This is a genomic window from Amycolatopsis sp. NBC_01480 (genome assembly GCF_036227205.1).
Classification (GTDB): domain Bacteria; phylum Actinomycetota; class Actinomycetes; order Mycobacteriales; family Pseudonocardiaceae; genus Amycolatopsis.
On sequence record NZ_CP109442.1, the window covers coordinates 4,092,973 to 4,107,679 of the forward strand.

Annotated in this window: 12 protein-coding genes; 9 read left to right on the plus strand and 3 right to left on the minus strand. The window is 71.4% G+C overall.

The genetic code is table 11. The features are described from left to right. Positions 1 to 1,563: 1,563 nt before the first annotated feature. Positions 1,564 to 2,247 (minus strand): M23 family metallopeptidase, encoded by a 684-nt coding sequence (locus OG371_RS19685; RefSeq protein WP_329073181.1) that lies wholly within the window; start codon positions 2,245 to 2,247, stop codon positions 1,564 to 1,566. Positions 2,248 to 3,262: 1,015 nt separating this feature from the next. On the opposite strand from OG371_RS19685, the gene OG371_RS19690 reads away from it, so the two are divergent. The 8 genes from OG371_RS19690 (at position 3,263) to purH (ending at position 12,729) form a co-directional block, all read left to right on the plus strand. Further along, the gene (locus OG371_RS19690) at positions 3,263 to 5,164 is read left to right on the plus strand and encodes a hypothetical protein (protein ID WP_329071248.1); all 1,902 of its coding nucleotides are present in this window, start codon (positions 3,263 to 3,265) and stop codon (positions 5,162 to 5,164) included. Beyond that, positions 5,161 to 5,496, plus strand: a complete 336-nt coding sequence (locus OG371_RS19695; protein WP_329071250.1) for a hypothetical protein — start codon at positions 5,161 to 5,163, stop codon at positions 5,494 to 5,496. The genes OG371_RS19690 and OG371_RS19695 overlap by 4 nt, the downstream gene beginning before the upstream one ends. 117 nt (positions 5,497 to 5,613) lie before the next feature. Next, positions 5,614 to 6,783: an ADP-forming succinate--CoA ligase subunit beta gene (gene sucC / locus OG371_RS19700; RefSeq protein ID WP_329071252.1), complete on the plus strand. Its 1,170-nt coding sequence runs from the start codon at positions 5,614 to 5,616 to the stop codon at positions 6,781 to 6,783. A gap of 1 nt (position 6,784) precedes the next feature. After that, positions 6,785 to 7,675 (plus strand): succinate--CoA ligase subunit alpha, encoded by an 891-nt coding sequence (gene sucD / locus OG371_RS19705; RefSeq protein WP_328606302.1) that lies wholly within the window; start codon positions 6,785 to 6,787, stop codon positions 7,673 to 7,675. 234 nt (positions 7,676 to 7,909) lie between these two features. Then, positions 7,910 to 8,677: a DUF5336 domain-containing protein gene (locus tag OG371_RS19710; RefSeq protein WP_329071256.1), complete on the plus strand. Its 768-nt coding sequence runs from the start codon at positions 7,910 to 7,912 to the stop codon at positions 8,675 to 8,677. A 256-nt stretch (positions 8,678 to 8,933) separates the two neighbouring features. Continuing rightward, positions 8,934 to 10,478, plus strand: coding sequence for a cell division protein PerM (locus tag OG371_RS19715; RefSeq protein ID WP_329071258.1), 1,545 nt, complete (start codon positions 8,934 to 8,936; stop codon positions 10,476 to 10,478). A 74-nt stretch (positions 10,479 to 10,552) separates the two neighbouring features. Continuing rightward, the gene (purN, locus tag OG371_RS19720) at positions 10,553 to 11,170 is read left to right on the plus strand and encodes a phosphoribosylglycinamide formyltransferase (RefSeq protein WP_329071260.1); all 618 of its coding nucleotides are present in this window, start codon (positions 10,553 to 10,555) and stop codon (positions 11,168 to 11,170) included. Beyond that, on the plus strand, positions 11,167 to 12,729 hold the full coding sequence (gene purH / locus OG371_RS19725; protein WP_329071263.1) for a bifunctional phosphoribosylaminoimidazolecarboxamide formyltransferase/IMP cyclohydrolase: 1,563 nt from the start codon (positions 11,167 to 11,169) through the stop codon (positions 12,727 to 12,729). Before purN ends, purH begins: the two co-directional genes overlap by 4 nt. A 51-nt stretch (positions 12,730 to 12,780) precedes the next feature. On the opposite strand, the gene OG371_RS19730 is transcribed toward purH, so the two are convergent. Together OG371_RS19730 and OG371_RS19735 are read right to left on the minus strand one after the other, a co-directional pair. Then, positions 12,781 to 13,290 carry a GNAT family N-acetyltransferase gene (locus OG371_RS19730; protein WP_329071265.1) on the minus strand — a complete coding sequence of 170 codons (510 nt, stop codon included), beginning with the start codon at positions 13,288 to 13,290 and terminating at the stop codon, positions 12,781 to 12,783. Continuing rightward, positions 13,287 to 13,889: a TetR/AcrR family transcriptional regulator gene (locus OG371_RS19735; protein ID WP_329071266.1), complete on the minus strand. Its 603-nt coding sequence runs from the start codon at positions 13,887 to 13,889 to the stop codon at positions 13,287 to 13,289. The genes OG371_RS19730 and OG371_RS19735 overlap by 4 nt, the downstream gene beginning before the upstream one ends. 99 nt (positions 13,890 to 13,988) lie before the next feature. On the opposite strand from OG371_RS19735, the gene OG371_RS19740 reads away from it, so the two are divergent. Beyond that, entirely contained in the window at positions 13,989 to 14,678 is a 690-nt protein-coding gene (locus tag OG371_RS19740; protein ID WP_329071268.1) for a carboxymuconolactone decarboxylase family protein, read from the plus strand. Positions 14,679 to 14,707: the final 29 nt, after the last annotated feature.

Consider the following 14,707-nt stretch of genomic DNA (forward strand, 5'->3'; position numbering starts at 1 on the left):
CGTGGTGGCTCTGCCGGCGGCGTTTTTTGTCGGACCCCTCCACTAACCTCGAGTCAGTCGAACACAAGTTCGACTTGATGGGGTAGGCTGGTGCTCGCGCCGGCACCCCTGGGGAGGGGGAGACGAGGGGTGTGGACGCGATCTTGTTTGGTGTCCTGGCCGGTGGGGTACAGGAGTATTTGCAGGGAGTCGTGGGGACGGCTCAGGACCAGCGTCGGGGTGGCGCCGGTCCAGGGGAAGCACCGAGATTGGCCGCGGCTTGGCGCGCACTGCTCCGCCAACACGACCTGGCCGCCGACGGCCACTGCCAGACCTGCGGCCGGGGCCGATGGACGAGACGGTCGGTTCTGGCCCGCTCTTCTTTCACCAACTCGCCTTTGGGCCATTCGCCGTTTGGCCACTCGTCTCCGGACCACTCGTCGTCGGACCACTCAAGCCAGGTTTGTTCTGACTTGGACCGCCCGAACCCGGTCGGCTCGAGCTGGTGGCCACTGCGGCGACGGAGCGACCTGTGCACCGTCTGGCAAGTGGCTGTCGCGTACTTCATCCGACGGCTGCCGACCGGGGAGCGCTAACGAGGCCCCGAGCCCGGACAAGTGGCAGATCGTGGCTCTGCGGCCGTTTGAGCCGGTTTTCGCGCGGCCCGTGAAAAGCGAGCCGCCGCAACGACGATTGCTCAGCCCAAGCGACCCCCAGCGACGGCATCCGACACCGAGGGCCCCGCGACGCCAGCACAGCTCACGGACCTACGAGGCCGAACCGCGGTATCCGGCACCGAGCGCCCCGCGACGCCAGCACAGCCCATGGACACACGAGCACCCACGGCGCCAGATGCCTGAGGCAGGCGAGCCGTCGTCATGGCAGGCAGAGCGGCCGCAATGGTTGACCGGTGCTGTTCCTGTCGGATTTGCCTGTGCCGCAACCAGGACCGCCGGATTTGCCTGCGCCCCGGTCGGGGCTGCCTGTACAGCAACCGGGGCTGCCTGCGTGGCTGCCCTGCCTGCCGGATTCGCCTGCGCAGCAAGCGGATCTGCCCGCGCCGCAACCATGGCTGCCGGACCCACCTGCGGGTTGCCGGGCCTGCTTGCACGGCAGCCTGGCTTGCCGGACCTGCCCGTGCCCCCATCGGGTCCGCCTGCGCCGCAACTGCGGTTGCCGGATTGGCCTGCACCCTTGCCAGGTCTGCCTGTGCTGCGAAAGTGTCTGCCCGCGCTGCTGGCGGGCTTGCCGGGTCTGCTTGTGCCGCAACAGGGTCTGCCCGCGTCGCTGTCTGGCCTGCCGGGTCGGCCTGCGCCGCAGCATGGTCTGCCCGCGTCGCTGTCTGGCCTGCCGAATTGGCTTGTGCCGCAACGGAATCTGCCCGCGCCGCTGTCCGGCTTGCCGGATCGGCCTGCGTCCCTGGCAGGTCTGTCCGAGGCTCTGCCGGATTTGTTTGCGCCGCTGCGCCTGATTCCAGCGTGCCTGGCCCAGGCTCAGCTGGGTCCAGTCGCGGCGGGCGGTGGCCGGAGTCAGCGGCGGCTCAAACCGCCATGCTCGCCGGCTCGAACCGTGACGCCGGGCGGCTCAGACGGTGATGCCGCGGGCCGCGAGCCAGGGGCGCGGGTCGATCTTCTTGGTGCCGTTCTGCCAGACCTCGAAGTGCAGGTGCGGGCCGGTGCTTTCGCCGCGGTCGCCGATCTTCGCGATCTGCTCGCCGCACTTGACCTTCTGGCCCTCGTGGACCGAGAAGCTGTCCATGTGGCCGTAGACCTGGATGGTGCCGTCGTCCAGCTGGAGGCGGACCCAGAGGCCGAAGCCGCTGGCCGGGCCGGCCTGGATGACGGTGCCGTCGGAGGCGGCGTAGATCGGGGTGCCGATCGAGTTCGCGATGTCGATGCCGAGGTGGCTGGTGCCCCAGCGGGCGCCGAAGCCGGAGGTGAACGTGCCGTTGGCCGGCAGGCAGGTCTTCGGGCGGGACGCCTCGTCGGCGGCCTTGCGCGCGGCGTCGGCTTCAGCCTGCTCGCGGGCCTCGGTGACCTTCTGGTTGTCGGCCATCTTGGCGGCCTCGGCGGAGGCGTCCATGCCGTGGCCGGCGGGCAGCAGCTCGGGGGCGCCGCCGGAGCCGGCGCTGCCGAGGGTGAACGAGGCGCTCGCCTCCTGGGCGTTGGCGAGCGGGGTGACGGCGGCGTCGGACTCCGAGGTCACGGTCTTGAGGGTCTGGCCGGCGGCGGCTGCGGCGAACGCGCCTGCCGCGACAGCGGCGACCACGACCCGCCCACGCAGGGCGGAAGAAGGCGGGGCGATGCGGTGCGAACCCCGCACGCGGATGACCGCACCGTCCAGTGCGTCCTTCAGCGCCGGGGAAGGGGCTTGGCCGCCGGGGGAGCGGTGTGAAGCCAAGACAGGGCCTTCCATCGTCGGGGAGCCGGGTCTGCTGCGAAGGACTGCGGGCGGGGGGACCCGGTGAGCCAACCTCGGGGGTGGTTCGCTCGTCGTCCTGCTTTGTGACCTGACTGTAATGGGGACCGGGGGACAGTAACCAAGCGGCACCGCTGTCGGCAAGGCGTCGTCCGCGAGTCGGCCGAACGAGCGGCGCCGATCCCGCGGCTAGCTGTGGGGATTACTCAAAGTTAATCGAGAACTACTCCGAAAGGTGTGACTTCGGTTACAGGTCTTTCGGACGATCGACTCTCCGGGTAGGGCTCCGGCGCCCCCTCAAGGCTCCTGCCGTTGAAATAAACGATTGCGGCTCGCTGTTGAGGCGCAACCACCTCGTCGGGACGATTTTATGACTGTTTTGTCCACTTGACGCCCCTCGTGCGCCGCACGCCCGACTGCCCCGTTCGACGGCATCTCATTACGCCGCTCGCGCCATGAGTAGCTACGCCCGTCGCGACGTATTTCGGCGAGCGGCGACTCGTGCGCCCGAGAGTTGGCGACTCCGCTGTCCGTCGCCCTTGCTCCACCCGAAGGGTTGTCTTCTTGTCGACTTTTGCCCGGTTGCGTGGGCGGCGGTGTGGCTTGGCTGGCGGCAGCGCGCCCCCGCCGGGTCGGCTTGCTAGCGTCGCGTCCGATGAATTCGCCTGCAGGGCCCTCTGACGGGGACCCATCCGCGGACCGGCCTGATTCCGGTCAGGACAACTCCGGGCCGCCCAGTTCGCGGCGGCCCAGTCTTGCCGAGCGCAAGGCCGCCGCCCGTGAGCGCGCCCGCCGATCCTCCACCGGTGCGTCCCCCCGACCGGAGATGCCGAGCGAGTCCGCTCGATCGGAGACGAGCGGCGGAGTGTCGTCGCAGCCCCCGGCCGACAGTGCGGACGCGACGGCGCAAACTGAGCCCGAAGCCGGCCAAGCCCAAGGCTCATCCCGCGGGCAAGCCAAGGCACAAGGCCAGTCCGGCGACCAAGCCAAGAGGCAAGACCAGAACCAGCCCCAAGACCGCACCCGACCCCACCCCCAGCCGGAACTCGAGTTCGCGGAGCGGCAGCCGTCCGCGGCCCTCGCCACGGCCGTGTGGGTCACCGTGGCCGGAGCGGTCGCGCTGACGGTCGGCGCGCTGCTGCCCGTCTCGCCCGACGCCGGGCCCGGGTATTTCAGCTGGCCGCTCCTCGCGGTGCTCGCGCTGGTGCCCGCGGCGGTCGCCGTGTGGGCCGCGTACGCCGGGCGGCACGGGCTGGCCGCCGGTCTGATTGCGGGGCTCGCCGCGCTCGCGCCGGGGCGGCTGCTGCTCGATGTCCAGTTCTTCGTCAACGGCTCGCTCACCGTCCGCCCCGAGCTGTACCTGCCCGACCGCCTCCTGGACCGCAGCGGCGTGGCCGCCGGGTTCTGGCTGCTGGCCATCGGGCACCTGCTCACGATCGGCGCCGGGCTGCGGGCCGCGCGCGTGGCGCGGGACCTCAACGAGATCGCGGGCAGCGAGAGCGGGCAACGCCGGTGGCGATTGGTCGTGCCGCTGCTCGCCGTGGTCACGGCCGTCGGGCTGCTGATGTCGCCGGTGGTCTCCACCGATCCGTACCTGCTGGCGCGCTCGGCGTTCGAAGGGCCCGGCGCCGCGCTGGCCGGGTTCGTCCTGCTCGCCGGGGCGCTGCCGATCGCCGCGGTGGTCGGGTTTTCGTCGGCGTCCGACGGGGTGGCGCGCGGGACGCTCGGCGGGGCCGCCGCCGCGGTGTTCGCCGTCGCGCTGCCGGCCGTGGTGGCCGGGCTCGTGGTGCCGGACCTGCACGTCGCGTGGGGGCCGTGCATGGCCGTCGTCGCGACGCTGCTCGTCCTGCTGCTCACCCCGCTCGCCACGCCCCAGCAGACGGCGGCCGAAGGCACCGACCTCGCCGGCGAGGCCCGCGTTCCCGGCCTCACGCTCTGGCGCGCGGCCACCGCGCTGCTCGCCGTCCTCACCGCCGTCGCCGCGGTGATCGGCGCGCTCGCCCCGCAACTCGCGGGCCAGACGCAGACGAACAGTCCCGCGCGCTGGCTGCTCGTCGTCGCCGCCGTTCTCGTGCTGCTGCCCGCGCCGTTCCTCTTCGCCGCGAAAACGGCACGGGCGGCGCGCGGTTTCCTCGCCGTGCTCTGGGCCGGCGTCGTCCTCGCCGGGACGGCCGTGCTCAGCACCGCCATCACCGCATCCGAGGCGACCGGGCTGGGCGGGCTCGGCGGCACCATCAGCTACCACCTCGGCGCCGGCTCCGTTTTCACCGCGATCGCGCTCGGCTTGGCGGCCCTGACCGCGCTCGCCACGACGGTCGCCGGAGTCGTCGAACGGGACGACGAAGGCACGGAAGGCCCGCGCCCCAACGTTCTTCTCCCCGTCATCGCGGCCGCGGTACTCGCCGTCGCGACGTTCGGGACTCCCGTGTTCACGGCGCCGGACTACCCGTCGCCCGGGCTCTGGTCCGATTTCGACACTCCGTCGTGGGGCCTGCTCACCGCGGTCCTCGTGGTGCTGGGCGTGCTCGCGCTGGCCGTCCGCTCCCGGCCCGGCGCCGCGGCGGCCGCGCTCGGCGGGGCCGCGCTGGTGCTGGCCCTGCACGTCGCCGAACTCCCGCTCGTCGGCTCCTCGATCGACGGATCCCGCCCCGGCCTCGGGTTCTGGCTCGGTCTCGCGGCCGTCGTCGCGACGGTGGCCGCCGCCGTCACCGCCGCCGTGGGCGCGAAGGCGACCACAGAGGACACCGCGCCGGCCGGGAAGCCGTGACCCGCGAGCGGCCGCGTGTACTGCTCGTCGAACTCGCCGAGACGCCCACGGCCGCGCGCCTCGGCCGTCTCCTGCGCGACGCCGGCGTCGAGGTGATCCACGCCGGCGTGCTCGGGCCCGAGCAGATCCTCCGCACCGCCGAGCAAGAGGACCCGGACGCGCTCGGCGTCTTCGGCGACGCGGTGCCGGCCGGACTGGCCGACGGGCTCGGCGGCGTTCACCTCTTCGTGGTGCACCCCGAAAACCCGGTCGAACCGCTCGAAGCACTGGCCGAACGGCTCGCCGGTGGGCGGTCTCACACCCCCGGCACACCGTCTGACCGCGCACGGTGACCGACTTCACCAGGTGCGGAGTGTCTGGCGTCTGCGCAGGTCGCTAACCTCGACTGGTCCGACAGCGCGGTCCGGTAGCGGACCACCACAGTGGCGTGTCGTCAGGAGACTGGAGTAGTGGACCTCTACGAGTACCAGGCGAGGGATCTCTTCGCCGCCCACGGAGTACCGGTTCTGCCGGGCTCGGTGGCAACAACCCCCGAAGAAGCCAAAGCCGCCGCGGAGCAGATCGGCACCCAGGTCGTCGTCAAGGCGCAGGTGAAGGTCGGCGGCCGGGGCAAGGCCGGTGGCGTCAAGCTGGCCCAGACGCCGGACGAGGCGAAGGAGAAGGCGGAAGCCATTCTCGGCCTCGACATCAAGGGCCACATCACGCACCGCGTGCTGGTGGCCGCGGCCTCGGACATTGCCGAGGAGTACTACTTCTCCTTCCTGCTGGATCGGTCGAACCGCACCTTCCTGGCGATGGCGTCGTTCGAAGGCGGCATGGAGATCGAGCAGCTCGCGGTCGAGCGCCCCGAAGCACTCGCCCGGATCCCGGTCGACGCGATCGCCGGTGTCGACAAGAAGAAGGCTCTCGAGATCCTCACCGCGGGCAAGTTCCCGGAGAAGGTCATCGACGAGGCGGCCGACGTCGTCGTCAAGCTGTGGGAGACCTTCGTCGCGGAGGACGCGACGCTGGTCGAGGTCAACCCGCTGGTGCGCGACCCCCAGGACAAGATCATCGCCCTCGACGGCAAGGTCACCCTGGACGAGAACGCGGACTTCCGTCAGCCGGGCCACGAGGCCCTGGTCGACAAGCAGGCCGAGAACCCCTTGGAAGCCAAGGCGAAGGCCAAGAACCTCAACTACGTCAAGCTCGACGGCCAGGTCGGCATCATCGGCAACGGCGCGGGCCTGGTCATGTCCACTTTGGACGTGGTGGCGTACGCGGGCGAGAAGCACGGCGGCGTGAAGCCGGCCAACTTCCTCGACATCGGCGGCGGCGCGTCCGCCGAGGTGATGGCGGCCGGTCTGGACGTCATCCTCAACGACACCGACGTGAAGAGCGTGTTCGTCAACGTCTTCGGCGGCATCACCGCCTGCGACGCGGTGGCGAACGGCATCGTCGAGGCGCTGAAGATCCTGGGTGACGAGGCCAGCAAGCCGCTCGTCGTCCGGCTCGACGGCAACAACGTCGTCGAGGGCCGCCAGATCCTGGCCGACGCGAATCACCCGCTGGTCACCGTGGTGGACACTATGGACAACGCGGCCGACAAGGCCGCCGAGCTCGCCGCGGCAGGTGCGTGAGATGTCGATCTTCATCAACGAGAACAGCAAGGTCATCGTCCAGGGCCTCACCGGCTCCGAGGGCATGAAGCACGCCACCAAGATGCTGAAGTCCGGCACCGACATCGTGGGCGGCGTCAACGCCCGCAAGGCCGGCCAGACCGTCACCATCGAGGGCAAGGACCTGAAGGTCTTCGGCACGGTCGAAGAGGCCATCAAGGAGACCGGCGCCGACGTGTCGGTCATCTTCGTGCCGCCGAAGTTCGCCAAGGACGCGGTGCTCGAGGCCATCGACGCCGAGATCCCGCTGGCCGTGGTCATCACCGAGGGCATCCCGGTGCACGACTCGGCCTACTTCTGGGCCCACGCCGGCGCCAAGGGCAACAAGACCCGCATCATCGGGCCGAACTGCCCCGGCGTGATCACCCCGGGCAAGTCGAACGCCGGCATCATCCCGGCCGACATCTCCGGCCCCGGCGGGATCGGCCTGGTGTCGAAGTCCGGCACGCTGACCTACCAGATGATGTACGAGCTGCGTGACATCGGCTTCTCCACCGCCGTCGGCATCGGCGGCGACCCGATCATCGGCACCACGCACATCGACGCGCTCGAGGCGTTCCAGAACGACCCCGAGACGAAGGTCATCGTGATGATCGGCGAGATCGGCGGCGACGCCGAGGAGCGTGCGGCCGACTACATCAAGGCCAACGTGACCAAGCCGGTCGTCGGCTACGTCGCGGGCTTCACCGCGCCCGAGGGCAAGACGATGGGCCACGCCGGCGCCATCGTCTCCGGCTCCTCCGGCACGGCGGCCGCGAAGAAGGAGGCCCTCGAGGCCGCCGGCGTCAAGGTCGGCAAGACCCCGAGCGAGACCGCTGTGCTCGCGCGTGAGCTGTACAACAGCCTGGGCTGACCCGCGGGTCGGCCGCGGCTGACCTGCGATGACACCCTCCCGGAGGCCGGGCACCACGTCGGTGCCCGGCCTCCGGTGTTTCCGGCGGCAACCGATCGGGCGGCTCGCACGTCCAACGGCCCGAACCGGCGTGTGCGGTGAATGCGCTAGCGTTCGGGTGGCCCGGCCGTCTCGCCGGACCGGGTCGCCGCACGCCCCCCTCAATTGCCGGCCCCGACGACAGGAGAGCTTCCGATGACCTACCCCAGCGGCGGGCCCGGTTACCCCCAGCAAGGTGGCGGCCAGCAGCCCCTTCAGGGCCCGCCCCCGTCCGGCCCGTTCCCCCAGCAGGGCCCGCCCCCGTCGTCCGGCGGACCGGCGCTGCCGCAGAACCTGCCCACGCTGCTCGCCCTCGTGGTGGTCGTGCTCGGTGTCATCCAGTACTTCCTCGGCTTCTCCGACGAGGCCGGCGACGTCGGCCAGGAGACGGTCTTCCTGCTCGTCGGCGGTCTGCTCTCCGCGCTGCACGTGCTGCCGAAGGCGCCGAAGGTGCTGCCGTTCGCCGCGCTGTTCAGCGTGGTCGGCGCGCTCGGGGCGCTGGACACGGTGGTGGCCGAGACGAGCACGCCGGGCATCGTCACCGTGGTGCTGATCCTGGGCTTCGTGCAGATGCTGGTCTCCGTCGCCGGGCTGCTGCTCGAGTACGACGTGCTCAAGCTGCCGGCGCCGAAGCCCGCCACGCCGCAGTACCAGCAGACCCAGTACGGCCAGTCCGGTCCCGCCGGCCCGTTCGGCCAGCCGCAGCAGTACCAGCAGCCCGGCTCGACGCCGCCGGCTCCCGGCCAGCAGCCGGGCTCGACCCCTGGCCAGCAGCCGGGTTCGACGCCGCCGCCGGGACCGGGCCAGCAGGCCACGACGTACGCGCCTCAGCAGGGCCAGTTCTTCCAGCAGCCCCCGGCCGACCAGCCGAAGCCGGGCTCGGGCACGGGTACTCCGCCGGGCGGTTTCGGCCAGCAGGGCTGATTCTTCCGCTTCCACGAAGCGCCCCAATGCCACATTGGGTGCGTGGAACGCACCCAATGTGGCGTTCGGTGCGTTGAGCGCAACCAATGCCACATTGGGGCGTTTGCCGCTGTCAAAACACCCGCTGTGACTCTCCGTGTCACAGCGGGTGTTTTTGTTGTCCTGGCCAACCCGGTCGGGTGGGTTAGGTTCGCCACGCCCTCCGGCGGCGGCGTGCCTCACCCGGACGGACCAGCGCGGATGTCATGGTCAACTCATGCAGCTGCTCACCAGTTCCGGACGCCCGCCGGGCGACGAACCGGTGGCGGACGCTCCCGAACTCGCCGCGGAAGTGACTCCGGCGACGCGGGTGCGGGTGTTGTCCTCCGCCGCCCTCGGGCCGCTGATCACGGGATACGCCCTGGTCGCGACCTTGATCGCGCTCGTCACGCTGACCGCCGACCGGTTCTCCGCCACGGGTGCGCTGCTCACGGCCGGGCCGGGCTGGCTCGCCGCGTACCAGGTGCAGCTCGGCATCGGCGGCCACCCGCTGGGCGTGCTGCCGCTGCTGCCCACGGCCGGCGCGGTGCTGCTGGTCGCGCGGACGGCGTCCGGCGCCGTCCAGCGGCTGGGGCTGACCCGGCCGAGGCAGGCCGTTCCGTTGATCGCCGTGATCGCCGGGGCGCACGCGCTGTTCGGCCTGGTCATCGCGCTGCTCGCACTCGGCGCGCCGGTGCGGGTGAACCCGGCGCTCGCCTTCGCCATGCCCGGGGTGCTGGCCGCGCTCGCCGCCAGTGCCGGGGTGGTGCGCCGCTGTGGCCTGCCGCACGCCGTCGCCGAGCGACTCGACCCGCTGGCCGCGCGCGGCGCTCGGGCCGGCGCCCTCGGGCTGGCCGCGCTGGTGCTGGTGGGCGCGCTGGTGTTCACGCTCGCCACGGTGCTGTCGATGTCCACTGTGGACAACCTGTTCGAACCTTCGGTCGGCAGCAGTCTCGGGCTGCTGCTGCTTTCGGTGCTGTACCTGCCCAACGCCGTCGTGGCGGCCATGTCGTTCGTCACCGGGCCCGGATTCACCATCGGCTCGCTGGACGTCAGTCTGGTCGGCTACCGCGGCGGCGACGTGCCAGCCCTGCCGCTGCTCGGCGGGATCCCCGCGCACGCCGCCGTGTGGTGGCCCGCGCTGCTGGTGCTGCCGGCCGCCGTCGGCGCGCTGGTCGGCTGGTCGGTCCGCCGGGTGGACGACGACCCGGCCGCGCGCATCCGCGTGGTCGCCGTCGCGGGCGCCGTGGTCGGCTTCGGCTGCGTGGTGCTGGGGACGCTCGCGGGCGGACGGCTCGGCGACGGCCCGTTCGACCCGGTCAGCGTGCCGGTCGGGGTCGCCTCGATCGTGGCGTTCTGCTGGATCGTGATCCCGGGCGGGTTCGTGGCGTTCTTCGCCGGGGAGCACGCGCCGGCCGCGCCGCCCACCACTCTGGACGTCGAGCCGGACGAGGCCTTCGACGATGAGGCGGCCGCGGAATCCGAAGAAGCCGAGGAGTCCGACGGGGCCGAGGAGTCCGAAGAGGACACGTCTGAAGACGCTTCGGAAGACGCCGATCAGCCGGAGACCGAGCCGGACACCGCCGAGGCCGACGAGACCGACGAGCCCGATGACTTCGACGAGACCGCCGAATTCGACGCCGAAGCCGACGCGGAACTGGGCCTGGAGCAGCCGGAGGACGTGGTCCTCGACGAGCCGGAGCCCCGGCCCGAGCCGCCCGGCGCTGTGACCGGGTCCACCGAGGCCTCTGTCGACGAGAAGTCCCCGGAGGACGACCGTTAGGGTTGGGGTGACCTGCTGAAGCGCCGTGCGCCCGAGGCGTGCCGCCGTGCAAGGAGCCCGTTCTGGCCAGTCGCTTGGACCTGCCCACCCCGGTGAAGATCGTCGTGCTCGCGTCCGGTTCCGGCACGCTGCTGCAGGCGCTGCTCGACGCCGTCGCGCGCCCCGGCTTCCCCGCCTCCGTCGCCGCGGTCGGCGCCGACCGCACGGGTATTGAGGCACTGGCCAGGGCCGAGCGTGCGGACGTGCCGTCCTTCACCGTCCGCGTCGCCGACCACCCTGACCGCGCGGCCTGGGACGAGGCGCTGACCCAGGCCGTCGCCGTCTACCAGCCCGATCTGGTGGTGTCGGCGGGCTTCATGAAGATCCTCGGCCCGCGGTTCCTGTCCCGGTTCGAGAACCGGGTGGTCAACACGCATCCGGCGCTGCTGCCGTCGTTCCCGGGCATGCACGCGGTCGCGGACGCGCTGGCGGCCGGGGTCAAGGTCACCGGGTCGACCGTGCACTTCGTCGACGCGGGGGTGGACACCGGCCCGGTCATCGCCCAGGAGGCGGTGGTGGTGGAGGCCGAGGACACCGAAGACGTCCTGCACGAGCGGATCAAGGCCGTGGAACGCAGGCTGCTGGTTGAAACGATCGAGCGACTCGGCCGTGGTGGCTGCACCGTGGACGGACGAAAGGTGAGGTTTTCGTGAGCACTGAACAAGGACGACGCCCGGTCCGGCGCGCGCTGATCGGCGTTTCGGACAAGGCCGGCCTGCTCGAGCTCGCGACCGGTCTGCACGCGGCCGGCGTGGAGATCGTGTCGACCGGCGGCACCGCGAAGGTGATCGCGAACGCGGGGGTCCCGGTCACGCCGGTCGAGCAGGTCACGGGGTTCCCGGAATCGCTCGACGGCCGGGTGAAGACGCTGCACCCGCGCGTGCACGCCGGGCTGCTCGCCGACCAGGGCAACGACGACCATGTGGCGCAGCTGAAGAAGCTCGACATCGCGCCGTTCGACCTGCTCGTGGTGAACCTGTACCCGTTCGCGCAGACCGTCGCCTCGGGCGCGAGCCCCGAGGACTGCGTGGAGAACATCGACATCGGCGGCCCGGCGATGGTGCGCGCGGCCGCGAAGAACCACGGCAGCGTCGCGGTGGTCGTGGACCCGGCGCGTTACGACTGGGTGCTGGAGCGCGTCGCCGAAGGCGGCTTCGAGCTGGCTGACCGCAAGCGTCTCGCGGCGCAGGCGTACGCGCACACGGCGGCGTACGACACGGCTGTCGCTTCGTGGTTCGCGAACTCGTACGCGCCCGCGGACGACTCCGGCTTCCCGGACTTCACCGGCGCCACCTGGGAGCGCGCGGACGTGCTGCGCTACGGCGAGAACCCGCACCAGAAGGCCGCGCTGTACAAGAGCGCGCAGCCGGGGCTGGCGCACGCCGAGCAGCTGCACGGCAAGGCCATGTCGTACAACAACTACGTCGACACCGACGCCGCCCGGCGCGCCGCGTTCGACTTCGCCGAGCCCGCCGTCGCGATCATCAAGCACGCGAACCCGTGCGGCATCGCCGTGGGCGTGGACGTCGCCGAGGCGCACCGCAAGGCGCACGCGTGCGACCCGGTTTCGGCCTACGGCGGCGTGATCGCCACGAACCGGCCGGTGAGCGTGCTGGCCGCGGAGCAGATCGCCGAGGTGTTCACCGAGGTCGTGCTCGCGCCCGACTTCGAGCCCGAGGCGCTGGAGATCTTGCAGCGCAAGAAGAACGTGCGGCTGCTGAAGCTGCCGGTGATCGAGCACCCGGCGCCGGTGGAGTTCCGGCCGATCTCCGGCGGGGTGCTCGTGCAGACCGTCGACGCGATCGACGCCCCCGGCGACGACCCGGCCAACTGGCAGCTCGCGACCGGTGCCCCGGCCGACGAGCAGACGCTCGCGGACCTGGAGTTCGCCTGGCGCTCGCTGCGCGCGGTGAAGTCCAACGCGATCCTGCTGGCGCACGAGGGCGCCACCGTCGGCGTCGGCATGGGGCAGGTCAACCGCGTCGACTCCTCGCGGCTGGCGGTCACCCGCGCGGGTGACCGGGCGAAGGGCTCGGTGGGCGCGTCCGACGCGTTCTTCCCGTTCCCGGACGGGCTCGAGGTGCTGATCGAGGCCGGCGTGCGCGCCGTCGTCCAGCCCGGCGGGTCCATTCGCGACGCCGAGGTGATCGCGGCCGCGGAGGCCGCGGGGATCACGCTGTACCTCACGGGCACGCGTCACTTCGCGCACTGACCGCGGGTTTTCCCAGGGCCGGCCGGGTTTTCCCCGGCCGGCCCTGGTGCGTCATCCCTCGCGCAGGCGGCCGTAGACGACCACGTCGCGGTTGGCCCCGTCGCGCCAGACCGCTTGGCACAGCAGGCCTTCGCGGTGGAAGCCGGCCTTCTCCAGCACCCGCTGCTCGGCGACGTTGTCGTCGTCGGTGAACGCCTCCAGCCGGTGCGCGCGGGTGAAGCGGAACAGGTGGTCGACGAGCAGCCGGTGCGCCTTCGTCCCGGTGCCGTGGCCGCGCTGGTCGGGCAGCAGAGTCACGCCGATCTCGTGACAGCCGCCGGCCGGCCCGCCGCGGTCGGCGGCCCGCCAGCCGGCCATCCCGGCCACGGCGCCGTCCACCGTCACGGCGATGAAGCTCGACGTTCCGCCGAGCAGACCGTCCTCGGCGAAGCGACGGCGGCGAGCCTGCGGATCGGCGAAACCGTTCCACTGGAACGCCCCGAGCACCTCGGGGTCGGTGGCGAACCGGTCCAGGACCGGCAGGTCGTCTTCGGCGAAGGCGCGGAGCGCGACGTGTTTCACTTCAAGCCCACCAGTTTCGTCAGGAAGCGGTCGATCTGTTCGCGGGCCGGCGGCCAGTCCAGGTCCGGCTCGTTGATGCGCTGGGAAAGCATGCCGTTGACGGCGGTGCGGAAGTCGATCGTCACGGTCGCGACGTCGTCTTGCGGGGCCACGCCGGCGTCCATGCAGCGCTGGACGGCCGCGCGGGTGCGCCCGAGCAGGACTTCCTTGAACGGCATGCCGAGCCGCCGGTGCACCTTGCTTTCGTGGAGCACCTTGTAGAGGCCGGGATGCGCCTGCGCCCACTCGGCCTGTGCGAGCGTGCGGTGGCGCAGCTGAGCCGCCGGGTCGCCCTCGTGAGCCTGCTCAGCCTCGTCGCCGCCGCGCACCAGCTCCTCGTGACAGCGCTGCATGGCGGCGAGCACCAATGCGTCGCGGTCGGGGAAGTACAGGTACACCGACGTCGCCGCGATCGACACCTCGCGCGCGACGGCCCGCAGCGACAGGGCCTCGTCGTCGGCCAGCTCTTCGAGCATCCGGACGGCGGCCGTCACGATCTCTTCCCGCAGCAGCTCGCCTTGGCCGCGGGCGTTGGGGCGTCGTCGGGTGGTCTTCTCCATGGCGGCCCCAGTGTAGCTGGACAGTTATCGCGCTACAGGTGTAGCTTCATTTCACGCTACAGCTGTAGCGCTACGGATGTACTGAGGGGAAGTACTGCTATGACAACGATTGCCGAGAGCAATCTGGAGCGGCTGGCGGCGCTGGACCCGGCGTTCGCGCGGATGGTCGGGGCGACCACGCGGCACGTCCGGGTGCCGGAGCTGACCGAACGGGAGACGGTGTTCTTGTACGTGGTCGCGGACGTCTGCCAGCCGAGCCTCGGCCTGCCGTTCGAGGCGCACGTCCGCGCCGGCCTCGCCGCGGGAGTGTCCGTTGTGGACATTCACACGCTGCTGCGGTTCGTCTCCTACGACACGGGCTACCCGGCGGCGGCCGCGGGCCTCGAGCGGCTCGTCGAACTGGAGGAGGCGCTGGGCCTGCTTCGGCCGGAGGCGTCCCTGCCGGCCGAGGAGTTGCTGGTGCCCGGGCCGAGCCCGATGCCGCCGTCGGCGCAGGCGCGGCTGGCCGAGCTGGATCCGCACTTCGCGGAGTACTTCAGCCTGCAGTCGAGGATGCGGACGGACCCGGGTTTCGCGGGGCTGAGCGAGCGTGAACGCGCATTCGCGACGATGAGCGTCGACGTGCATTACCAGACCCTGGGGGAGACTTTCGCGATCCACGTCGGCCGGGCCCTGCGCGCGGGCGCTTCACCGGACGACGTGCGCGCCGTGCTGCGCTTCAACGCCCAGTTCGGGGCGACGCGGGTTTGGCAGGCGTGGCAGGCGTTGAACCCGCTGCTGGCCGGCTGAAAAGCTCGTGAGTGTTTATGACGGTTAGA

Coding starts and splice junctions, on each gene's coding strand:
- sucD (WP_328606302.1), top strand. CDS start 6,785: ATGTCGATCTTCATCAACGAGAACAGCAAGGTCATCGTCCAGGGCCTC.
- OG371_RS19710 (WP_329071256.1), top strand. CDS start 7,910: ATGACCTACCCCAGCGGCGGGCCCGGTTACCCCCAGCAAGGTGGCGGC.
- OG371_RS19715 (WP_329071258.1), top strand. CDS start 8,934: ATGCAGCTGCTCACCAGTTCCGGACGCCCGCCGGGCGACGAACCGGTG.
- OG371_RS19735 (WP_329071266.1), bottom strand. CDS start 13,889: ATGGAGAAGACCACCCGACGACGCCCCAACGCCCGCGGCCAAGGCGAG.
- OG371_RS19740 (WP_329071268.1), top strand. CDS start 13,989: ATGACAACGATTGCCGAGAGCAATCTGGAGCGGCTGGCGGCGCTGGAC.